The following is a 24,636-nucleotide window of genomic DNA, read 5'->3' as shown; positions in this document are numbered from 1 at the left end:
GTTTTCTTTCGCTATTATGTAATAAAAGGCGTTATGATGATGAACACACAGAATAAAAAAACAATCCGCCACGGATACAGATTGTATCCATGACGGATTCTTCTATTTCTTTTGATATTATCTCTTCTTTATTACAACCGATTTCTTTCCACTCCATGCGGAATAGTAAACCTTACCATCAATCTTCTTAAAGCTTCGTACTCTGACATAATATCTCTTGCCCTTAGTAAGTCGTTTGATGGTCTTACTTGTAACTGAACCTCCGTTTACATTGGCCGTCTTTGCAGATTTAAACGATGCATTGTCTGCATACTGTATCTGATATCCGGTGGCCTTGGCTGCCTTATTATATGTAACCTTGGCTGTTCCGGCAGATGCACTTGTGAATTTCTTCAGCTTCACGGCAGGTACATAACTTCCTGTCTTCTCGCCGCCAAATGCCGAATTGTATGTAACATCGCCAAATGTCTTATAAGTTCTTATCTTATATGTATACTTTACACCCACATTTTTAGCTGTGACGTCCACGAACGATGTTGTCCCCGGATTCTGAACAACACCTGCTATCGTATATGCTTTTCCATTTACTCCTCTGTAAACAACATATCCCGATGCCGCTTTATACTTCTTCCAGCTCAACTTTATTCCATTTGCTGTGTTGTCAATGGACTCAACTTTTCTCACACCCATCTTGATGTCAAATGTGAGTGTCTTCTCCCCTTCATAGTCACCCTTGAATTTGATGACAACTTTGGCCTTGCTGATATTCTTGTTATTTGAATATGAAACGCTGTAATTTCCTGCGGCAATCTTTCTGCCCTTTGAGTCTTTGACCTCTACCGCAGGCTTCTTAGCTGTACCATCATACTCAACAGCGCTGTATGCAAGCCTGATACTCTTTATCCTGTATATACTCTGAGTTCCCTTGCTTGCTGACTTGCAGTTTTTGCACACATGCACCTTATATCCGTCACTGGTCTGTGATGCCTTTTTCTTAACCGTCCACTCCGTCTGATAATCGTGAGGAACTGTGGTCTCATCGTCTATGATAGTATCCTTTTCTCCGCAGTTATTGTCACATTTTGCCGTCTTGGTTCCCTTCTGCGAACATGTGGCATTTCCATCTGACTCATACTTTGTGAAGCTGTGTCCTGTAGCAGGGATCACCTCGGTCTCATATATATCCTCATCCTCAATGTACCTTGTCTTCTCTCCGTTCTCAGTACATGTCGGAGTCTTGGTTATGATCCATCCCTCGTCATCTCCAGCCCCAAACTTCTGGGTCTTTGACTCAGCATATATCCACTCTGATGAACCCGTATTCTTATATCTGAGATCCAGGGTCACATCTGTGTATGTGTCATTTTCCACAACAGACATGATTCCCTGAATGGTATTTCCATATGCATCTGTCCATCTTCCGCTGACAAATGGTGTCTTCTGACTCTCATTATTTGCATATGTTATCTCTATATCTCCGGTTACACTGTATCCGTCCTCCGTCTTCTTCACCTTGCATCCTGATATGCTCACAGCGGAGATATCGTACTCGTTCTCTACCTCTGCCTCCACCTTCTCAGGAGTGATCGTCACGCTTCCTGTCTGCTGCGACGCAAGGCTGATCCTGAATGCATAACTGCGGTTCGCCTCAAATGTCCTATCTATAATGAGTTGTCCGCCGTTCCGTGAGTATGTCTTTTCCAGAACTCCATCAGCATAGATTCTGGTGTATACTGTATTATCTCCGCAGTCCACCGTAAATCTGTACTCTCCGGTCTCCGTTGGGATAAATTCATACTCGATGCCCTCTCCGTCATAGCTTATATCCGCTGTTGTCTTCTGACCCGGTGTTATTTTTCCATTACCTGTCACATACGAATCGTGATATGTAAATGTTATCTGATCATCTTTCTCTCTCGCATAGAGTGCTATAATATAGCTTCCCTTTTTCAGAGAGAAAGCATCTCCACTGCTATATGTATCTGAAAAGCTGCCATCATCCTCAATGGTATATATACCCTTAAGCTCAAAGCCCTGTCTCTGAAGGGATACCACTCCATCTGACGCAATATCAAATCTGTACAGCTTTACATCCCCAGTGTTCTCAACACCTGAAAGCACCACAGGCTCATCTGATATCAGGTACTCCAGCTCATCCACATTCAGATCTACGACGTCAAATGATGCTCCCTGAACTTCACAATCGTCAGCCATTCCCCATATGGAAGGTATTATCTCATATAATCCGGTCTGTTCTGTTATCGTGTCGATGCTTAAATAGCTGCTCACCCTGCCGTTTTTCTTGATCGTAAAGCTTATATCATCGTCATCCGCGCCAAATGTTCTGGTACTTCCATCAGAATATGTGACAACGGTTTTTATGCTGCCCTTGATCTCATCAAATTTCCTCAGATATTCAGTCTTAGAAACGGTTGTGCTTACACTTACAGCCTTGACGATCTCCTTCATTGTCACGCCGCATTTATTTACATTTTTTCCCGGATACACACATACATACAGATCCCCGCCTGCTGTGTCAAATCCCGCACTGCCAAATCCATCAGATGAATAAGCCACGTTGTTAGTCGTTATCTCTGTTCCATTTGCATCTAAAATCCTGATGCCATCGATCTTCTCATCAGCGGATACCACATACGAACCCGCCTGGGCACTTACCTTATATACATACACATATCTGTCGCCTGAAATATCAAGCGTCTTTGAGCCGTCCCATGTTCCAAGGCTCATGCTCTGTGCAGTCTTCACTGCAAATGGTATATCAACCGTATCCATGCCATCCGCACCAGCGATTGCAAGTTCAACCATGTATCTGCCAGTATCAACCCTGCTGCCAAAGCCTGCGATCTCGACATACTTTCCAGTTTTCTCGTTATATCTGTACCATGTACTCGTGATCAGCTCATTATCCTCGCTGTCACCGACACTGGCCTCTTTTACACTGCCATCATCATATACAAACTGGAGAGTCTCTCTATCCAGAAGGTTTTTGATACCTGATAATTTCATATCTGGAAGGAATTCATAGGTTCTGTTATCTCTCAGCTTCCATGAACTGATCTTTGAATTTGACAAAGTTTCTCCCCTTGTCACATTCATGCTCCAACTGGTCTGCGTATCTCCCCACTTGTCCTCTACTCCGCCATCGAGACAGATATAGTATGTATTGCCGCTCTCAAGTGCAGCCTCGCCATCCGATACACTAAGTTTCTTCAGATCATACATTGTCTCATCGTTAGCGTCGATCTTGCTGTAGATCTCCATACCGCCCACTGGGGCAAATGTATACCTGGCGGATGCCGAAGGCTTAAACGTATAATATGCACTGCCATTCTCCGACAGACTTACCTGATTAGATCCCTCCGCAAGACTTCCGGCAGCAACATCCTCTATATCCTTTATCTCTATGTCATATGCATAAGAGTCCTCACTATACAGTGTGTATATCCTAATCTGTGCCTCTCCGACAGGGCGCTCATTTTCCGTATCTGTGACTATCTCTGCAAATACCTCGTCTCCTCTGGAGGTTTTCACACTGTCCGAATCGTCAAATACCAGATCTTCTGTTTTTCCGTCAGCATACGAGATCTTTACTCTGGTTCCATCTACATAACTGCTGATATCCTTATCATAGCTGCCCATTCTGATAAAATCTGTGTTCTCGGGAACAGCAATCATGTCTGTCACTTTTGGAATAAAACTGAGTCTCACATTTGTCTTGGAAGTAGATAACTCATTATACAGGCCTACGTAATAAGTGCTGCCTCCGGTAAGTTTTCCTGTAACCTCTACCGGGCCCTCATCACCGGACTCATATACACAATAAAGACTGTCGCTTTCTATTACCACACTTCCGTCAAATGGCATGACAAAACTGTAATAGGCCTTGTCATACTCATCCGTTCCGACACTCACATTGTTGTCACCTTCGGAGAGCTGTCCTGCGCTCAGCTTGTCTATGGACACTACCTTAAGCACTGCCGTGCCGAGCAGCTCCTGATCTTCCTCAGCCGCATCATATCCCACAGCTACTTTGTACTCGCCCTCTGAAAGAGTTACACCTTTTTCATATTCGTACTCTTTCCAGTTATCATCAGATGACGAATAATATACTGTATATCTGTTTCCATTACTGTATCCACTTCCACCGGTCAGATCTATGCTTTCCGTGGACTTATCATTATACTTTATTGTACTGCTCGCACCATTCATGAAGCTTATCGGCGTTCCGGCTGCCCATTCGCTCTTTGCCAGCTTCAATGTCACCCCTGAAGGTGCCACATACTTCTTCGCCTTGAGCCTGACCTCATTCAATGTTTCATTGTCATCATCCGTTGTTCCTGAAAGTCTGACATAATAGGTCTTTCCCTTGACAAATGAATACCTGTCATTATCGGTCTCAACCACCGCCATGTCCGAATCATATACATCTATAAATGCAGTTGATGATTTATCTACCTCAAACACAAAGTCAGCAGTTGCAGATGGTATAAATCTGTAATACTCGTAACCGTCCACCCTGGTATCATATGCGTAGGTATCCGTCTCACTGATATTCCTTTTTCCTACAAAATATTCAGCAGGAGTCTGCACCTTTGCAGTGTACGAATCGTATATCTTGGTCGACTGATTCGGCTCACTATCCATTTTATCTGTAAGCTGAACAGTATACGTACCGGCCGGAAGTTTTTCCGCATCCGCATACGATACCATATCCCCTTCATCGCCCTCATAATAATAATTTCCCTTGGAATCCTTCACCCACAGACTGTATGTAACTCCATCTATCTTACAGTCTGAGCCGCTGATACCTGAACTGCGCACCTTTCCACCGGAATAGGTTACCGTTGCGTACGCCGATGTTATGGAGTCTGGTGTTCCCTCCAGTATCGTTGTATTATCCGGCACCATTTTTATTGCCGCCACATCCGGAAGCTTTCTCACGCTTATATTTGCACTTTCGGAAACTGTATAAGAACGGGCATACTTAGACCCAAGAATGTATTTCTCCCCCGCAGTGCACTTGTATACCAGCCTGCAGCATCCACTGCCATCCTTTTTACCTGTAGCAAGGCGCTTACTCTTACTGTTATACAAGGTCTCCTGAAGCATCAGCCGTGACTGGCTTCCCTGCAATATTATCTCATAATATCCTGTCTCATCCGTGACAAATGATATTTTACTCTCCTTGCCATTAACTATGTTCACAACCCCATAGTCACCCTCAAGCTCTGAAATATCCTCTGTAGCTGCTGATATCTCAGCTTCATTCATCTGTACGGCATACGCTGTCATATTTGACAGTAAAGTCTGTGCCTGTGCAGTCGTCATCGGTATATGAATGCACGACGACACCATGGCTACAGTTACAGCCGCAGCCATTATCCCCTTCAATTTCATATGTAACCTCCCTTTTTCTCCCATACATATTCAGCACATTTATGCCGAATATATAAGCACAAAAAATTACAGCCTCATATTATCATGAAGCTGTAATTTAATACAATATAATTAATATTTATGTATAAATAACACAATATCACTTATGCAATTTTACTTTCTAACCAGATGGATCTGGTAAGCATTGTACTCGCCGAACTTGAGTGGTACAGGAAGTCCTATCTGTTCAAGTCCCTGTCCGCTGTACTCTGCGCCGGTCTCCTCGTCAACATATGTGGCATCCACATCAAGTCCCTTTACTCTGACAAAAGGTACAGGGGCATTGCAGAAGCTCTCCACCGTCACGATATTGACAAGGGTCTCTGACTTATCCCTTGCCACAAATGACCATGCAGCTACACCTTTGCTCTTATCCGCATCCGTCAGTCTGTAGTAAAGTCCATTATGAAGAAGATCCCAGTACTTCTTGTAGTTTTCTACCTGAGCCTTTACCTCTTCCTTCTCCTCATCGCTGACCTTGTTCAAATCAAGCTCGTAGCCAAAGCTTCCTGCCATGGCAACGACCGCTCTGGTGTTGAAAGGAGTTGTTCTTCCTGTCTGGTGATTTGGAACCGCTGATACATGTGAGCCGACCACCGATATAGGATATCCAAATGAAGTTCCATACTGTATGTCAAGTCTGCAGATGGCATCCGTATCATCACTGCACCAGATCTGTGGTGTGTAATACATCATTCCGGCATCAAATCTTCCGCCGCCGCCGCTGCAACCCTCGATGAACATCTTTGGATATCTTGCCTGAAGTCTCTCCATGAAGTCATATACACCGAGAACATACTTGTAGAGGATAGTTCCATTGTTCTGGATTCCCTCTGTCATGGAGTATACATTGAGGATACTTCTGTTCATATCCATCTTTATATAATCAACATCAATCTTGTCCAGCACCGCAGTCATCTGATCAAATATGCAGTTTACAACCTCTTTTCTTGAGAAGTCCAGATTGAGCTGGCTTCTTCCCATGACAGGCTTTCTTCCAGGGATCACAAATGCATAATCCGGATGCTCCTTGAACAGGTTACTCTTCTCGGATACCATCTCAGGCTCGATCCAGATACCGAACTTCATGCCGAGATCCTTAACCCTCTTGACAACATCAGCCATAGGGCCGCCCATCTTATCCTCATTTACAAACCAGTCGCCGAGACCTGACTTGTCATCATTTCTCACACCGAACCAGCCGTCATCCAGAACCAGCATCTCAACGCCGAGCTCTGAAGCCTGCTTTGCTATATTAACTATATCATCACCGTTGAAGTCGAAGTATACTGCCTCCCAACTGTTGATGAGAATAGGTCTTCTCTTTGTCTTGTACTCGCCGCGGCAGATATTGTATCTCACAACATCATGCATCTTGTGTGACATGTCGGCAAATCCATCAGGAGAATACACCATGACAACCTCAGGTGCCACAAATTCACTCTCTGGATAGAGTACATACTCGAACATATCATCCTGAACGCCCATGTTGAGTCTCACCTGATCTGTCTGATCCTTCTCAACCTCACAGTTGAAGCTTCCACTATAGAGAAGTGAGATTCCGTAGCAGTCGCCCGCATCTTCATTTGCATCCTTGCCTGCTATAACCACAAATGGGCTGTGCTGATGGCTTGATGTACCCCTTGTGCTTCCGATCTTCTTCACACCATGATTTATAGCTTCTCTCTCATACATGCGTTCCATAGCATGTCTTCCGTGGAAGTGGATGAGATCATAATCACCTGTCACAAAATCCAGGCTCACACTTGATGCCTTTGCCACAAATATATCAGCATCGCTTATATTTCTGACTATAGCTGATCTTGTGATCAGATCCTTATCCTCTATAATTCCATACAGAAGATCAACCTCCACTCCCACCTGAGGATCCTGAAGAACGATCTTAAGGGTCTCACCCTTCTCGCCGTCATTTGTGTAAGCAGCAGGAAGTCCCTTGAGACTATACTTACTGTCCATCACCTCATATGAAACATATCTGAGATCACATCCATGTATTCCCTCTATGTCCTTTATGTTGAATGCCGGAGTCCTGAAATCTCCGTTGCCGTAGCAGCTATATTCCAGTGGAATGTTGTCCAGAGAGAATTCTCTGTGCTCCTGTGCTTCATAAGGATTGCCTGAGAATCCTCTATCGTAATGAGTTATGACATATGACATATCCCCGTCCATTTTCTTGCCATAATACAGATGAGCCAGATACCCATAGTCAATCACCTTCATCTGATATGTAGTATTTTTGGTGTTCAATGTGAAAAGCTTTTTCTCTTCATTTATCAATATTGCCATGCCCAAGTCCTCCTTTTCGTGATCTCCAGTTTCTCTACAGCCAAATTTCATTTGACTGGTCTTTCCTCATAATTTATCTACAACCGGCTCCGCCGGATTGTATTCCAAGTTCCACCATGTAGTCCACAAATTTCTCCACATATCCATAATCCGCCGCATATGCTGACAATCCAATATATGCCTTGCCATCTGTGTACTCAGTAAGTCCTGCCGCCTTGTATCCTTCAGATACATCTATTCCGACAGGTATCTTCTTCCCCTCTTCATCCTCATAATAAATTATCCTATCCTTATACTTATCATATATATCGCCGACTTTATCATCCGACAGGTCTGCAAGTCTGCCGCTCTTCGCCAGACCTATGAGATTGTCATACTGGCACAAGACTGCCTGAGCAGTGTCCGCCTCAAGGTATGCCAGCACCTTCATATAGTAACTGTTCTTATAATCTGAGTTATTTGCCAGATTAAAAAATGCATTGTTATCAAATGTAACCCTTCCCGGGAGATTTTCTTCCCCTACATACGACACAAACCCCTGTGTTAGCTTGCTGTCCCCTGAAACATCATCGTAGTTGTTCACAAGGACGACATCCAGTATCGGCTTGTCCTCCCTCGTTGCAAACACAACAGCAAAATACACTACAAGTCCCACGAGAACGACAGCACCGATTATCCAAAGCTTGTAATAATCCCAGATATATCCTATTTTTTTGCGTGTGGAGTCCATCTCTTTGATCTTCTGTTTTTCTTCTTCCGTGATTATCGGCTTTTTCATAGACGTCCTCCTTTTGTTTCGCACTTACGATATATTTTGGAGTGGACGCATGAGAGGCGCTCCGCGCGGCGTCCACGGCATCGTAAATACTTCGTATTTACGATATATTTTGGAACAGACGCATGGGAGGCGCTTCGCGCGGCGTCTGCAGCATCGTAAATACTTCGTATTTACGATATATTTCACAAGGGTGGCGTCATTAAGTGACGTCACCCTGTGAGCATATATAATATCTTCTTTAACTTTCTTTAGAGCTTTCCACCTGATGTTGCGATACCTTCTACGAACTGCTTCTGGAATATCAGGTATATAACGATCATTGGTATACATGATATAAGAGATGCGGCCATCAGCTGTGGATAGTTGGACTGATACTGTCCCTGCATTGTTGCAAGAGCTGCTGAGAGCGGCATCTTGTTTGCACTGCTGTTTACAACCAGTGGCCACATCAGATCCTTGAATGCGAACACTGCTGTAAATATACCGAGAGCAACCATCGATGATCTTGCAAGCGGAGCCATAACGAACACGAATGTCTTTGGAATGTTACATCCGTCAAGTCTCGCTGCCTCCTCGAGATCTCCAGGAAGTCCCATGTAAGCCTGCTTGAGCAGGAAAGTACCGAACGCTGTTACAATTCCCGGGAATACCAGAGCAAACATTGTATTTGTCATGCCCATCTTACTGATCATCAGGAACTGTGGGATGATGAATATCTGTGAAGGAATCATCATCTGGAAAAGTATCAGAGAGAACATAAAATCTCTGCCCTTGAACTTAAGTCTTGCAAATGCATATCCTGCAAGTGTTGCTGTGAGACATGCACATACAACTCTGAAGAATATGAGCAGTAATGTGTTCTTGTAAAGGACAAGGAAGTTCATGTTATTCCAAACAGTTGTGAACGCGTCTGTACGCCACTGTGATGGGAATATTACGAATGGACTTACCGAAGTTGCCTCTGTTACTGTCTTAAATGCTGTGAGTGTCATCCATACAAATGGCACTATCATAATAATTGAGAATATGATCAGAATGAGGTGAATCAATAATTTCTGCATTCTTCTCTTAAACTGTACGCCTCTTGTCATATCGATTCCCCCTTCCTAGTTATAGTGAACCCACTTCTTCTGACCTATCATCTGGAATACCGTAAGTACCATGATGACTGCGAGAAGAAGAACTACTATTGCTGATCCATAACCCTTGTTACCATTCTGGAATGAGTACTGGTAGAACAGATACACGATTGACTCTGTCTTCTTGAGGGCCGGATTAGAAATATCCATTACCATGTATACAAGGTCGAATACCTGAAGTGCTCCGATTACTCTTGTTACGAGTACGAAGAATACTGTAGGGGAGAGAAGTGGAAGAGTGATCTTGAAGAAAGCTCTTACTCCTGATGCTCCGTCAATATCTGCTGCCTCATAGTAATCCTTAGGTATCTCCTGAAGTCCTGCAAGGAACAGAACCATGTTGTAACCTATGATTGACCATACACCGATGATCGCAACTGAGATCCATGCGATCTTTGGATTGGATATCCACTCGATCTTTGTACCGAGGATGTGGTTTAACAGACCGAACTGTGAATTGTATAACCATCTCCATACCATGGCTACAGCTGCAGGTGCAACTACCATTGGCAGGAAGAATATTGCTCTGTATATTGTTCTTCCGTGCATCTTGCGATTCAGGAATACCGCAAGTATAAGTGCGATGGCGATTGAAAATGGAACCTCAATGATCGCATACTTGAATGTATTGAGAAGTGACTGCCATACCTCCGGGTCGGCGAACATCTTCTTGTAGTTGTCAAATCCTGCAAATGTTGATGTTCCAAATGAACCGACCTTGCAGAATGACTGATATATTGTCTGTACTATAGGCCATAAGTTAAGTACTATGATTCCTATCATTGTTGGGAGGATGAATGCCCAGCCCCATTTGCGCTGGTTTCTTTCCCATGTTGTTGACTTCTTTTTCTTGAATTCTTTATCTTCTGCTGCTGCCGGCTTAACTGTCTGTGTCTCTGTAGCCTGAATTATCTCAGCCGCTTTTTCTTCAACTTTCTTGTTGTTATCTGACATAAAATCCCTCCTCTTATCATTTATACTGTAATTAACACCCCATTGTTTCTGGTAAGCAATGGGCAGGACCTTCATCCTACCCACTGTTATGTTATCTTATAAATGCTCTGTAGGATTACTTGTCTTCCTCATCGATGTACTGGTTCATCTGAACTGCGAAGTCCTTACATGACTGCTCCATCTTTGATGTATCTGCCCATGCATCTGCGAAGAATGTCTGTGCAGCCTGTGACCAAACTGTTGAATTGTATGTGTAAGGTCTGAGTATAAGCTCATTTGTTACACCTGGAACTGTTGACTCCTTTGTAATATCAAGGTAAGCGTTGAGGTTGAACTTGTCTGTGCATTTTACCCACTTGTCTGATGTATTGTTGTAAGCTGACATTGTCACGCCGAGCTCTGCCTGCTTCTCCTGCATCTCCTTTGAACCGAGCCACTCGATAAGCTTCCAGCAGTCATCCGGTCTCTTTGTATCTGCTGATGCAGCCCATCCAAGTCCGTTACAGATAGATGTTCTCATGCCCGTTGTCTTGTCATATGGAAGAATCGCTACATCACAGTTCTCAACTAGATACTCGTTGTCAAGGAATCCTGCTGTCATCCATGACCCCTGTGTGATCATTGCTACTGTGCCTGACTGGAACATAACGTCTGTACCTGTCTCTGACATTGTTGTTGCCGGTGGACAGCAATCCTTGATGAGCTTTCCTACATAATCCATAGCCTTGATAGTGTTGGCATCGTCATATCCTGACTTTGTGTGATCGTCATTTACGATGTAACCGCCCATTGAGTAAACCATGTTGTAATAAGTATCCTGATCGTTTGATGTGTTCATACAGAAACCGTACTGATCGCCATTAGTAAGCTTCTTAGCTGCATCATAGAGGTCATCCCATGTCCATGTCTCATCTGGATAAGAAAGTCCTGCATCATCAAACATCTTCTTGTTGTACCAGAGAGCGATTGTATCGTAATCCTTTGGTACTGCGTAATATGAGCCATCATATGTGTAGAGCTCTGTGATCTCTGACATGTAGTTGCTCATATCAACCTTATCGCTCTTCTCAATGTAGTCATCGAGCTTTAAGAGCTTGTTGTTCTTCATGTACATCTGTGAGTTGTTGGAGTGCATCCAGAATACATCCGGCATATCTCCACCTGATGCTCCAGCCTCAAGAAGTGTCCAGTATGAATCCCACTCCTTAACCTGTACATCAACCTTGATTCCTGTCTCTTCTGTGAAGAGATCACATATCTGCTGCAGACCCTTCTGCTGATTGTTATCCCAGATAACCACCTCAAGTGCATCCTTGCTGCTACCCTTGCTTCCATCACCGCCGCCACATGCGCACAGTGAAAATGCTGTTGCCGCTGCAAGCCCTACTGCTACTGCTTTCTTCATTGTTCTTCTCATAAAACCTTCCTCCTTTTTACATCACCGGCAGGATTTACGACACCCACATTCTCTTTCATACCCTGAATTCTGCGTCCTGTTCTGCCGGTTCGCCTTACGGCGTTCTGTGTGCTTTCTATGATTGAATTATAAAATTTTGGTGAACATTTTCACATGGAAAAATGTCAAAATATCATGGGTTTTTGTCATAAATGTATATTTTTAAGTAGTTAAGTTCGCTGTTTTTGTGCTATTTTATGGTAAATTGTAGAATACATATGGTAAATTGTAAAATTCGCTATATATTGGCATACCTTTTTGTGCTATAGTTAAACAAACGATATTATCACTTTTTACATCAGGAGGAATTTTATGAACATTTTCAGCAGTGACGGCTGGTTTTCCAGATTTTTTGGAACGCTCGGCGATATTATAATAGTGAACATTCTATTTATATTGTGTAGTATTCCCATAGTCACCATGGGAGCTTCCATGAGCGCAATGTATTTCACTCTGTTAAAGAAGCAGAGGACAGGCGAAAATGGAGGTGTAGTGAAATTATTCTTCAAAGGCTTCAAGGATAATTTCAAACAGTCAACGATTTCATGGCTGCTATTCCTTCTTATATCATTTATATTCACTCTGGATTTCAACCTTTTTGGCAAGGGTGGTCCACAGGAGAACAAGCTCATGTACTACACCAGTGTCGTGCTTATGATATTGACATGCTTCATCGCAATTTACCTGTTCCCTGTCATAAGTGCCTTTAAGAACACATTGAAGAACCTTCTCTTGCAGTCCATTTACCTGGCAGCCAAGAACTTCATATTTACAATAGTGATCATGGTTCTCTACACTCTGCCTGCATATGTTCTGCTATCCAGCACTCAGGTATTCATGGTAGGTATATTCGTGTTCATAGTATGTGGCTTTGGCCTTATAGCATATGTATCATCATTCATGTTTTTGAAGGCATTCACCCCATATCTGGATGAGGTCACAAAGAAGTACACGGACGACGATCCTGCTTCATGGATGCACAGCGATGACCAGACATCTGAATCAGATGAGGATAATCCTGAATCTACAAAGGTGACCAAGAAGCTTATCGTTGACAATTCATATCATGGCAGACAGTAGTTTTTACCGTATATCGTAAATACAGCAAAGGCGGATGTGCGACAAATCGCACACCCGCCTTTTGCTTAATTCAAATTTCTTGATTCAATTATATCTTACAGCTTCGAAGCCTCATGTCCAAACTTAGCATCATTCGTCTCAAGCTCAACCTCAAGATTCCTGAATGACTTAGGACTCATTCCAAACTTCTGCTTGAATGCTTTGGAGAAAGAAAGAGAATCCTCATAACCACACTGATATGCGATTATATTGATCTGTTCCTTTGATGACCGGAGAAGACTTGCAGCTTTCTCCAATCTGAAGTTGATAAGATACTCCTGAGGAGATACACCCATCTCCTTCTTGAAGCTTCCTGTCAGATGACTTCTGCTGATTCCTATGAAATCCGCAATGTCATCGATCTTGATCTTGTTCATGTACTTCTCTGTTATGAAGTCGACAGCAGCCTTTACATATATCTTACTTGGATACTCAATGTTATCAGATTCCTGCGCATCGGAGGCATTATCCTCCATAATGGTTGCGAAGAGAAGCATCAGTGCACTCATTCTCTTCACCTCGTTTATACGTGTGATCTGGGAATATTCGAGCATCTTGTTGATACATTCTGCACACATATCCATCTGCTCTATCTTGATGATAGGTGAGCCCTTTACATACCCCATCGCCTCAATAAAATCTTCAGCTCTGTAGCCATGAAATCCAACCCACATGTAGCTCCATGGATCATCATCGTCAGCCCTGTAAGTAGTTTCCTCACCAGGTCTGATGATAAACGCCTGTCCAGGTCCTAGTTCATAAGTCTTCCCCGCAATTGTAAATGTACCCTTGCCCTTCTTTACCATATGGATAACATATGATTCTCTGACGTATGGACCAAACTTCCAGCCTTTTATACAATCCTCTCTGCCACAATAGTCCAGACTGATTGCGGTACCCCACATATAGGAGTTCGACAACTGTAGATCTTCCAGACAAGCAAAACCAACACTGTCAGTTAAACCAACCTTTCTTACCATAACCCGTCCTTTCCTTTACTATATCTTTGCCACCCTTTTATATAAGTTAACACCAAAACACCTTTATATTTTAACAAAAGCAGACAAACCTGTCAATTTTCAGATCTGTCTGCTTCCTGTAAAATATCTATAAATTATGTCTTACCAGTGACGGTAACCAAATACTGTTGCAGCGTTCTTGAAGTAGCTGAGTACCTGCTCTGCACATGTTGCGCTGTCACTGAATATCTTTTCTGCGATGTTATCTATAACAGTGATGAGGAATACTGAGATAACTATAGCAGCGATAACTGCAAATATCTTTGAGTTGTCATTTGTCTCAAGGTTATCGAATAACGCATGAGCTGCGATCACGATTCCGCAAAGGCTTATTCCGAGGAAGAGTATGTATCCAAAGCCTCCGATGATTCCGCTGAGGAAATCAACCTTGTGGAAGAGTGCTGAGATGATCTCAAATATGATTCCTGCAACCATTGCTATTGCCTCATAAAGTGCAAATACACCAACGGCGTTAAGTGCTTTTCCAAATGTGATTCCACCCTTGAATATAATTCCTCCGGCGATAAATACCGCTGCTGTCATGATGACTGCTGCGATTATAGTGAAGAAGAACATGTAGAAGCCCTTTGCTATTGAATCGCCAAAGTCAAATCCCATTATGAGGAATCCGACAGTTACAAATATAAGTGAGAGGATGGCATTTACTCCTGCAAGTATTCCGCCAGGAACCATGTTGTCACTCTGAACCATCTCACCCGCTGTATCTGCAGGGCTCTTGAAAAGACCTATCACATTCTTGAGAAGATCATTTATCATATTGCCCGCTGCTGATGGCTTCTTCGGCTGTGGCTGTGCATAGCCCTGCTGGCCGTACATCTGCTGGTTCATCTGTGGCTGGCCGTAGCCCTGCTGACCATACATCTGCTGGTTCATCTGCTGACCGTAGCCCTGCTGACTGTATGCTCCCTGGTTCATCTGCTGGCCATAACCCTGCTGATTATACATCTGCTGGTTCATCTGCTGACCGTAGCCCTGCTGGTTGTATGCACCCTGCTGGTTCATCTGCTGGCCGTAACCCTGTTGATTGTATGCACCCTGCTGGTTCATCTGCTGGCCATAGCCTTGCTGATTGTACACTCCCTGCTGACTCATCTGCGGCTGGCTGTAAGCCGCTGCCTGCTGATCTGCCTGTGGCTGGCTGTTCTCCGCCGCCTGCTGATTTGTCTGTGCCTGATCTGCCACCTGCTGTTCTCCCTGTGGCTGACCAAACTGCTGATCCTGATTCTCGTTCATTCCTGTTACCTCCAATTCCTTTCCCTATGTGAAAATATATCAAAAATATGATACCAAATCCCCCTGGTTTTGTCATCATATCATTGCTCTATAAACTTCTGTGCGATATCGAAGGATCTGACTCAATCCTTATAATATCCATCGAAATAGTTAATCGGGCTGTGGCTGTCATACTTTGCATGATACACAAATGTAGTATAATCAACGTATTCCGCTTTCTTCTCCTCATTCTGTCCAATATTGTTGGATCTTACAAGAGCAGAAATCACTATGGATACCGTTAAGCATATCCCGCACACGATACCTATTGCAACATACAAAAATACTATCGAACCCATGTCTTATCCTGCCTTTCCTTAACGTATTCTATAGTGCCATAGCTTCTGAATCTGTGAATATCTATTCTAGATCTGTGAAGCTTGTTGATCGCACGCCAGAAACTCACCAAACTATATATAACTCCGGCCACATACGCGGAAAATACCATAAAAGCTCCACCTGAATCACCCACACCTGCACTTATCCTATACAGATCCGTCATAAGTCCCCCAACAAATACAGATACATATGTACAAAGCACAACCATCACTGTCATAAGTATCGCTATGGATGCCCCAACCTTAAATCTGTTGGATGGGGCATTTCCCACGACCTTGCCGGTCTGCCCATTCACCGCCACGGTATAGAGTATTCCCTGATAACGAAAAGTCATGAACCACGCTGGCAGCAATGCATACTCGATATCTGTCATCTTTATATCCGTTTTTTCCTCAGTAATCCGGGCGTTTTTCGGAACATCGCTCATCATCTCTTCCTTCACCGCATCATTGCTCTTTCTCTTTGCAACGGCTGCGATCTCGGCAGCTGGTACATCGTACCTGTCCGTGTAAAATCCGGACAGATATTCTGGAGAAAACGTCAAAGCCTTCTCTAAATCATAAGGCTCCAGTCTTGCCGAAATGTGATCATTCAATCTTCTTGTTGCATCACCAGGTACCCTTGGAACTGTACACTCACAATCTCTCATACAATTGTGTGTGACTGTTTTGTCTGCAGTTTTCTGTGCAACTGCTGCTATAGAACCAAAGCATTTTTCATAATTACTAACGCGCTCGCCTTTTTCATTCTCCTGAAATACATACTTGAGCTTTTTTCTAACATGATAAGATGCCAGCCAATATGGTATATATATTCCTCGTATCTTATCAATCTCAAATTTCTTTATCTCATCCGGAACAAACCACCCCTTACAGAACCTGTCACGTATAAGCTGTTCTGCTCTCTTCTGAGAAATCCCAAATGGAATAATAAGGTCCGGCTCCAGTTCATCCTTAACTCTGTCAACCAATATCATCGGCTGCCCACAATACGCACAGAAGCTTGATGTCTCTGTAGATTTCACCATGAGTCTCGCACCACACGAGGTACATTCATATAGATTCATATCCATATACCTTGGTGATTCATCATCCTTTCCAATATTGATCTCATCCAATGTGTATATCGTATCCGTGGCATCAGTTATGTATCTTTTTATTCTGGCAATCTTCTGAATTGCCTTATAGCTTCTCTTATCTACAAGCTCTCCATCCTCATTCCTGGTCATGGCAGAGTTTTCTTCTCCTATGCCTCTGCTGATCACCGAATCACACTGCGTACACTGCAGCTGCCTCGTCTTAGGATTCAGTACCACAACACCGCCGCAGGATGGACATTTTACTGTAAGATTCATTGCATGTTACCCCCATGTATACCAAACATAAGCCCCATTTGACTAAAACAGTATCATCTAAATTATAAGCTATCAAGTAGTCAAATTACAACTATATGTACCTGTAACGGATGTAAATATTACATAAAACGTCTTATCATCCAAATAAAGCTGTATCATAACCATTCCATCACAATACAGCTTCATAATGTTATCAATTTATCTTATTCACGTCGTCTTTATTGGTGTCGGAAATTATATAATGTGGTCTGCTCTTGGTCTCCATATATGTCTTGGCGATATATTTACCCATTATTCCTATGCACAGGAACTGGAGTCCTGATATAAACAGTATGATGCACACAAGTGACGGCCATCCCGCAACAGGGTCTCCCCACACCAGCTTTCTTATGAAGAAGAACAGCATCATGACAAATGCGACAAATGTACAAAATATTCCAAATCCTGAAGCTATACTCATCGGCGCCTCGGAGAAGTTGATTATTCCGTCCAGTGCGTATTTGAAAAGCTTCCAGAAGTTCCACTTCGTCTCGCCCGCAACTCTCTCCACATTCTCGTATTCCAGCCATTTTGTCCTGAACCCGATCCAGCCAAATATTCCCTTGGAGAATCTGTTGTACTCGCACATCGACACGATGGCATCCTTCATCTCTGCCTTCATAAGCCTGAAATCCCTGGCGCCATCCACGACATCGGCGTCGGATATCTTGTTGATGATCTTGTAGAACATCCGCGCAAACCATGATCTTATCGGCGGCTCGCCCTTTCTGGTGACTCTTCTGGTCGCCACACTGTCATATTCTCCCTGCTCAAGTATACCGAGCATCTCCGGGAGCAGACTCGGCGGATCCTGCATGTCGGCATCCATCACCGCCACGTAATCCCCATCTGCATTGCAGAAGCCCGCATACATTGCAGCCTCCTTACCAAAGTTTCTGGAAAATGACAAATACTTGAAATAATCGTATTCCTCTGAGATCTTTTTCATGGTCTCAAGAGTCTTGTCTGACGAACCGTCATTTACCATAAGAACCTCAAAATCATACTGTCTGAGCCCCTGTCTCACCTTATCCAACTCCCCTGCAAATATCGGAAGAGCCTGCTCTTCATTATAGCAAGGAATTATCAAGCTGACTTTTTTCATTTTGTATCACCTGCTTTAAATTTATAAATTCGTATTCCTGAAAATCTGTATTCTATAGATTTCTTTGTATACTTTGTTATCTCTGCTATTTTCTCAGTCATCTTGTGTATCTTTTTCTCTTCAAATTTTGGATCATTGATGACCGCCACATATATCTCATCGCCACAGTCCTCCACCAGGTCTGCGATGCTGTCTATATCATCCTCATACACATACCTGCATCTTCCCATACTGGAAAATACATTCATACCCGCATACACGTTGTTCCATTTGCCATCTCCGTGACACAGTATGATACAGTCCTGTCCCTTCATCTCCTCCAAGGCTGTGCTCCAGTCGCTGTAGCCCCTGTACTGCCAGTCTACACCCTTTACAGCTATACTGCCTGCACATAATGCCAGGCATATGACAGCGGTTACAACTGCACATCTCTTCCTGGTTATTACTGGAACCAGCTTCATCATACACCATATCATAAACACAGCCACTATAGGAAGTGCCGAGTAGATATATCTTGCATTTACAAGCTCGGACCCCTGTATTCCCACAAATGCAAGAACGGCGTCAGCCACGATAACTCCCGCCAATAACAGTGAGCGTGACTCTATCCTTCCTGTTCTGTCTGCATCTATATCTCTCCTGTGTATACATACTCTGTAGGATAATCCATCATTTCCCCTGACCAAGGATATCTTTATATCCACAAATGAAAGCACTATCCTTGCCACGATGAGCACCAGTGCCACAAGCACGATCAGCGGAAGCAGTCCTGCAAAATACGACCTGTTTATATAACTGATATAATATAAGAATTTGTGACCGGAAAGTCCTATCAGATTATCGGTAGCATAGCTTCCCCTGTAACCAAATATGTGCTTTATCGTTGCGGGAAATACCGCTATTGCCGCACCAAGTCCAGCAACAAGACTAAAGCCATACGCAAACATCTGCTTTACCTTTCGCATATACAGCAGGTATATACATACACACAATCCAAGTCCGGCAACATAGAAGTAGAAATAATAGTGTGTGAGTCCGCCGAACATGACCGCCAGTGCCAGCAATATAAAATACGGCATGGTCATCTTCTTTTTATGTCTCAGTATATATACATGAACCGCCGTCAGCAGCAATACATTCAAGGTCTGAAGAAGATACATCCGTATGAGCATACAGTTGCTTATGCCCACCGATGATACGCCCCACAAGGCTGCCGCCATCAGTCCATACCATCTGTTTCCAAGCAGATATGCCGCCACATACAACAGAAGAATATCCACAAATATCAGGAGTATGAGGTTGAGCACTATTCCCGGAACTGCACTGTATCCCGCTCCTTTGAAAAAGTAGCACACCGTATGCAGCAGCATATAATATACCGGCGGGTGGACATCATTTTCCTGATTTCTGTATGCCGCACTGTAGTTGAATGAATCATCGTTATAATTCATATAGTTTTCAAAATATGACCCCGTCACCCACTCATCAAGTGGCGTGTTGTCCTCTCCCGGATGGAGAAAAGTCTTGTCCGTGGAGTTTGCAAGGCCATAGCTGTACACCTCATCACAAAACAGATACTGTCTCTTAAGCCCGTAGTGGATGCACAGTCCATACTGCAGTAACACCAGCACTATGCATGCGATCCAGAAATACCGATTTGTCCTGATTTCTTTATTTTTCTTTACACTCTCTGTCATAATCTATTCTCTCCCTGTCTTTGCCCATATAATAAGAGCAGTTTACCTCCTTTGTATACTTAATTTATTTTAAAATAAAAAACGGACTGCTACATTGTGACCGTATATTATACGTCACTGTAACAATCCGTTTGTTTATGATTATTTTTCTTTATTACTTTTCAAGTATATCGTAGATAAGATCCATGACCTTGTCACCAAATGCTGCTGACTCCTTCTGTGCCTCATCGTATGATGAACCCTTTACTCCGTAGTAGAACTTGATCTTTGGCTCAGTTCCTGAAGGTCTTACTGCAAGCCATGCATCGTTCTCAAGCTCATAGTAGAGTACATTTGCATTAGGGAAACCGGTAGGCTTAACCTCGCCTGTCTCAATGTTTCTTATATACTCAAGACGGTAGTCACGAACTACCTTTGTCTTGTAGCCTGCAACATCCTCAGGTACATTTGCACGGAGGATATTCATGATGTGTCCGATCTTCTTAGATCCCTCAACACCCTTGAGTGTTACGGTCTTGATGTCATCTACATAATATCCGTACTTCTCGTACATATCCATCATTGCATCCCAAAGAGTCTTGCCCTGACCCTTGTAGTAAGCTGCTGCCTCGCAGAGAGCCATAGTTGCAACAACGGCATCCTTGTCTCTTGCGTGGGTTCCGATCAGGCATCCGTAGCTCTCCTCGAATCCGAAGAGGTATGTTCCCTTGCCTGTCTGCTCAAATCTGAGGATCTCACGGCCAATGTTCTTGAAACCTGTGAAACACTCGATGAGATCTGTTCCATAATACTTTGCTATAGCATCTACCATGTTGGTAGTAACGATAGTCTTGATGATTGCTCCGTCTGCTGGAAGGCTGCCATTCTTCTCCTTCATCTGGCTCACCTCATACTCGCAGAGTAAGCTTCCTGACATGTTACCTGTGAATACCTTGTACTCACCTGTCTTGGAATCCTTGGCGTAGCATCCGAGTCTGTCGGCATCAGGGTCTGTTGCCAGAACGAGATCTGCATCGACCTCCTTTGCCAGCTTGAGTGCCAGTGCAAATGCTTCCTTTGCCTCTGGGTTTGGATACTCAACTGTTGGGAAATCTCCATCCGGAAGCTCCTGCTCAGGAACCACGTACACATTCTCAAATCCGATCTCCTTGAGAATCCTTCTTACAGGGATGTTGCCTGTTCCGTGAAGTGGTGTGTACACGATCTTGATATCCTTGCCATACTTGTCAATTGCATCCTGATTGAGGATGAGCTTCTTGAGCTCGCCCATGTATGCGTCATCAACCTCTGAACCGATAGTTACAAGAAGCCCCTTCTTCTTTGCCTCTACCATGTCCATGGTCTTTGTATCTGCGAAATCTGTGATGGCCTTTACCTCGGCCATGATTCCCTGGTCATGAGGTGGTGTGATCTGTGCGCCATCCTCCCAGTATACCTTATATCCATTGTACTCTGGTGGGTTGTGTGATGCTGTTACATTGATACCAGCTACACAGTCCAGATATCTCACTGCAAATGAGAGCTCAGGTGTCGGTCTAAGTGACTCGAATCTGTAAGCCTTTATGCCATTTGCTGCCAGGCAGAGAGCTGCCTCCATAGAGAACTCGGGTGACATTCTTCTTGAATCATAAGCTATTGCCACACCTTTGTCCTGCTTGCCCGCCTTGATGATGTAGTTTGCAAGTCCCTGTGTAGCCTTGCGCACTACATATATGTTCATTCTGTTAGTACCAGCTCCGATGATGCCTCGAAGTCCGGCTGTTCCAAATACAAGATCACAATAGAATCTTTCTTCTATCTCTTTCTCGTCGTCCTTGATCGCTAAGAGCTCATCCTTGGTTTCCTGACCAAACAAAGGATTGTTCACCCACTGCTCATACACGTCCTTGTAATTATAATCGCTCATCATTTTGCCTCCTGTGAAATCTATTGCTTTATGTTACCCATAGAGCATCCTACAAATGGAAAACACACACACGAAAAAACCATCTGTAAAATACATCACAATTCAGTATCACGTGTCTAACTCAATTATTATCCACGCCCCAACATTATACTCTTAATTTGTCAGCTTGTGAAGTCCATAGGTATCGTTAATTTCACTCAAAATTTTGAGCTTTTCTTGGTCATCTTCGATAACTTTTTGGAGTTTTTCCATCAAAACCGGGGATATGTAGCTCTTTCTGGTGTTCATATACCGGTTACTTATCTTCCAGAACTTCTCCGGGAAACTGTACATAAGATATATGAATTCATAATCCTCATGTTCAAGATAATTGATCTGACTGTACGCACTCAGAATGTCCTTCGCCATGGTGATATCATACCTGTTCTTCTCCATGGCTTTGCGGAGAAACTGGTACAGATCCATGAGCTGGTATCCCACATGGAACCGGTCAAAATTTATGGTTGCTATGTATCCATCACAGAACATCACGCTGTGATAATTATACGAGCCGTGACAATAGCCAAGCCATTTGTCGTTGTATGTGAAATTATCCTGAAACAGCGACAGGCACTTCTCTGCCTGGCTGTAAAAATAATCAAATGTCTTTATGTACATCATCTCAAAGTCATTCTTCAGGGTTCTCCTGCTGACAAAATTTCTTATCCTGCGAAGCTCATTTACCTTTCTATCCAGATTTCCCGGAGTTTTTTTTGTGTATGACGTATTCTCCTCCATGTACAGTTCCCTTCCGGCTCTGTGAAACCACGCCAGATTTATAACTGCTTTCTCAAGATCCCTTATGCTTGATGCATTACACTCCCGCCCTTGGAAATATTCCCTGCACACAAATGGATTTCCATACCTGTCGCAGGTCACCAGCTCGTCTTCGCTGTTGGCCACGACCCGGTCTATATTACAGAATCCCTTTTCATATATCTTATCCTTGAATTCCTTCTCCTGCTGAAGCCTCTCGTCAGTTCCATTCAGGGATGACACCTGTCTGACCCCCTTGTCCGTCATCAGGATCACAGCACCTCTGCCTCTGCCCGTTCCCTGTACTTCCATATCGTATGCTTCATACACTTCACCCATTTTTTCAGTCAAATAAAAACCCCCTCCTACAACTGTCGCTCACTTTATAGCAATAATAACCTGCTAAATTATTGTATGAGGGGCTGTTAAGATTCATTCTTAAGTTATTATATTTTACCGGATTTTTTTACGACTGTTATCGCATCATCCAATAATTCTTTTTTATATGATATGGGAAATACATACTCCTTACATAATTTTGACCTGTTCAATAAGATATTCCCTGTCGTTCTTCTCCGGGTCTTCTATAACCATATCCAGCAGTTTCTGAAGTATCTCGCCCATCTGAGGTCCCGGCTTTATTCCCATCTTTATGAGGTCTCCGCCATTTACCTTGAGGTCCTTGATCCTGACGCAGTCAGCATCTGCCACGATCTCTTCATATTTCTTCTCAAGCTCCGCAAGCTGGCTCTGTCTCTCCTCCAGCTTGTAATCGCTCTGGGCAGCCATATCGGCTTTCTTGATCTCGATTATATATGGGAAGAAATCCTTTCCAACCTCTCCGAGAAGCTTCCTGATGGTATTCTTCTTCGGAACGCAGCCCATGCCAAAGTCATGCCATCTCACCAGCTTGCACACGTCCTTGATGGTATTGTTGTCAAACTTCAGTCTTCTGAGAACCGCCTCCGCCAGTGGAACTCCCGCGATCTGGTGGTCGTAAAAGTGATCTGTTCCATTCTCGTCCACAGTGTGTGTTGATGGCTTGCCTATATCGTGGAGAAGTGCCGCCCATCTCATGGTTACATCAGCTCTTATATTCTTAACCGCCTCAATGGAGTGTACACCCACATTGTATCTGTGATACTGGTTGTTCTGTGGCTGCTCCATCATCTTGTCAAATTCAGGAAGGATATATGCAGTGATCCCTGTAACATAGGCCTCGAGCAGCTTGTCCGGGTGATCTGATACAAGGAGCTTTGTGAGCTCCACCCTGATCCTCTCCGCACTTATATCCTTGAGGTACTGTGCCTGGATGATCATGGCCTTTCGGGTATCCCTCTCTATGTCAAATCCAAGCTGTCCCGCAAATCTTATGGCTCTGAGTATCCTAAGTGCATCCTCATCGAATCTGTCCCTTGCCACACCGACAGCTCTTATAACCTTGTCATTCAGATCCTGCACACCGCCAAACATATCTATTATGCCCTTGCTGTGGCTGTACGCCATGGCATTTATGGTGAAGTCTCTTCTCTTCAGATCCTCCTCAAGGCTGGCTGTGAACTCCACCTGATCCGGTCTCCTGTGATCACTGTACTCTCCATCTATCCTGTACGTCGTGACCTCATAGCCTTCCTTGCCCATCATGACTGTTACGGTTCCATGCTCTATTCCTGTATCTACGGTTCGCCTGAATATCTCCTTGACCTGCTCAGGTCTGGCAGATGTGGTGATATCCCAGTCCCCCGGCTCTCTTCCGAGTATGCTGTCTCTCACGCAGCCGCCGACTATATAGGCCTCATAGCCTGCTGCCTCAAGACCCTCTATAACTTTATTTGCTCCCTCTGGAATGTCTATTCTCATATATTTTCTCTCCGCATCT

16 protein-coding genes are annotated in these 24,636 nt (G+C 43.7%); 1 reads left to right on the top strand and 15 read right to left on the bottom strand.

Translation table 11 applies throughout. The features are described from left to right. Nucleotides 1-117: 117 nt before the first annotated feature. The 6 genes from DW025_RS07865 to DW025_RS07840 form a co-directional block, all read right to left on the bottom strand. On the bottom strand, nt 118-5,418 hold the full coding sequence (locus DW025_RS07865; RefSeq protein WP_119999472.1) for a hypothetical protein: 5,301 nt from the start codon (nt 5,416-5,418) through the stop codon (nt 118-120). Nucleotides 5,419-5,571: 153 nt separating this feature from the next. Next, nucleotides 5,572-7,764, bottom strand: a complete 2,193-nt coding sequence (locus DW025_RS07860; RefSeq protein WP_119999470.1) for an alpha-galactosidase — start codon at nt 7,762-7,764, stop codon at nt 5,572-5,574. A gap of 73 nt (nt 7,765-7,837) precedes the next feature. Beyond that, complete coding sequence (locus DW025_RS07855) at nt 7,838-8,542, bottom strand: hypothetical protein (protein ID WP_119999468.1); 705 nt, start codon at nt 8,540-8,542, stop codon at nt 7,838-7,840. Nucleotides 8,543-8,790: 248 nt separating this feature from the next. Then, on the bottom strand, nt 8,791-9,633 hold the full coding sequence (locus DW025_RS07850; protein WP_117549963.1) for a carbohydrate ABC transporter permease: 843 nt from the start codon (nt 9,631-9,633) through the stop codon (nt 8,791-8,793). Between the two features lie 15 nt (nt 9,634-9,648). After that, nucleotides 9,649-10,635 carry a carbohydrate ABC transporter permease gene (locus DW025_RS07845; RefSeq protein ID WP_243104936.1) on the bottom strand — a complete coding sequence of 329 codons (987 nt, stop codon included), beginning with the start codon at nt 10,633-10,635 and terminating at the stop codon, nt 9,649-9,651. A gap of 115 nt (nt 10,636-10,750) precedes the next feature. After that, nucleotides 10,751-12,052: an ABC transporter substrate-binding protein gene (locus DW025_RS07840; RefSeq protein WP_243104935.1), complete on the bottom strand. Its 1,302-nt coding sequence runs from the start codon at nt 12,050-12,052 to the stop codon at nt 10,751-10,753. A gap of 351 nt (nt 12,053-12,403) precedes the next feature. Between DW025_RS07840 and DW025_RS07835 the strand changes: the two genes are divergently transcribed. Beyond that, nucleotides 12,404-13,171: a YesL family protein gene (locus DW025_RS07835; RefSeq protein ID WP_022217363.1), complete on the top strand. Its 768-nt coding sequence runs from the start codon at nt 12,404-12,406 to the stop codon at nt 13,169-13,171. A 95-nt stretch (nt 13,172-13,266) separates the two neighbouring features. On the opposite strand, the gene DW025_RS07830 is transcribed toward DW025_RS07835, so the two are convergent. The 9 genes from DW025_RS07830 to DW025_RS07790 form a co-directional block, all read right to left on the bottom strand. After that, on the bottom strand, nt 13,267-14,190 hold the full coding sequence (locus tag DW025_RS07830; protein ID WP_118017024.1) for an AraC family transcriptional regulator: 924 nt from the start codon (nt 14,188-14,190) through the stop codon (nt 13,267-13,269). Nucleotides 14,191-14,331: 141 nt separating this feature from the next. Next, complete coding sequence (locus tag DW025_RS07825) at nt 14,332-15,483, bottom strand: YIP1 family protein (protein ID WP_119999467.1); 1,152 nt, start codon at nt 15,481-15,483, stop codon at nt 14,332-14,334. Between the two features lie 122 nt (nt 15,484-15,605). Next, the gene (locus tag DW025_RS07820) at nt 15,606-15,821 is read right to left on the bottom strand and encodes a hypothetical protein (protein WP_015534452.1); all 216 of its coding nucleotides are present in this window, start codon (nt 15,819-15,821) and stop codon (nt 15,606-15,608) included. Continuing rightward, a complete protein-coding gene (locus tag DW025_RS07815) occupies nt 15,809-17,215 on the bottom strand; it encodes a hypothetical protein (protein WP_119999465.1) in 1,407 nt (468 codons plus the stop codon). The genes DW025_RS07820 and DW025_RS07815 overlap by 13 nt, the downstream gene beginning before the upstream one ends. Before the next feature lie 193 nt (nt 17,216-17,408). After that, nucleotides 17,409-18,359: a glycosyltransferase family 2 protein gene (locus DW025_RS07810; protein WP_119999463.1), complete on the bottom strand. Its 951-nt coding sequence runs from the start codon at nt 18,357-18,359 to the stop codon at nt 17,409-17,411. After that, complete coding sequence (locus DW025_RS07805; protein ID WP_119999461.1) at nt 18,356-20,056, bottom strand: hypothetical protein; 1,701 nt, start codon at nt 20,054-20,056, stop codon at nt 18,356-18,358. Before DW025_RS07805 ends, DW025_RS07810 begins: the two co-directional genes overlap by 4 nt. A gap of 154 nt (nt 20,057-20,210) precedes the next feature. Further along, on the bottom strand, nt 20,211-21,962 hold the full coding sequence (locus tag DW025_RS07800; RefSeq protein ID WP_117549954.1) for a phospho-sugar mutase: 1,752 nt from the start codon (nt 21,960-21,962) through the stop codon (nt 20,211-20,213). Between the two features lie 153 nt (nt 21,963-22,115). Continuing rightward, nucleotides 22,116-23,108: a hypothetical protein gene (locus DW025_RS07795; protein ID WP_243104934.1), complete on the bottom strand. Its 993-nt coding sequence runs from the start codon at nt 23,106-23,108 to the stop codon at nt 22,116-22,118. 177 nt (nt 23,109-23,285) lie between these two features. Further along, nucleotides 23,286-24,617, bottom strand: a complete 1,332-nt coding sequence (locus DW025_RS07790; RefSeq protein ID WP_119999460.1) for a CCA tRNA nucleotidyltransferase — start codon at nt 24,615-24,617, stop codon at nt 23,286-23,288. Nucleotides 24,618-24,636 lie beyond the last annotated feature (19 nt).

It is taken from the genome of Coprococcus sp. AF38-1 (genome assembly GCF_003603945.1).
GTDB classification, from domain to species: domain Bacteria; phylum Bacillota; class Clostridia; order Lachnospirales; family Lachnospiraceae; genus Coprococcus; species Coprococcus aceti.
Note: the sequence above shows the minus strand (reverse complement) of the source record. Positions and strands in the feature narration are given on the sequence as shown.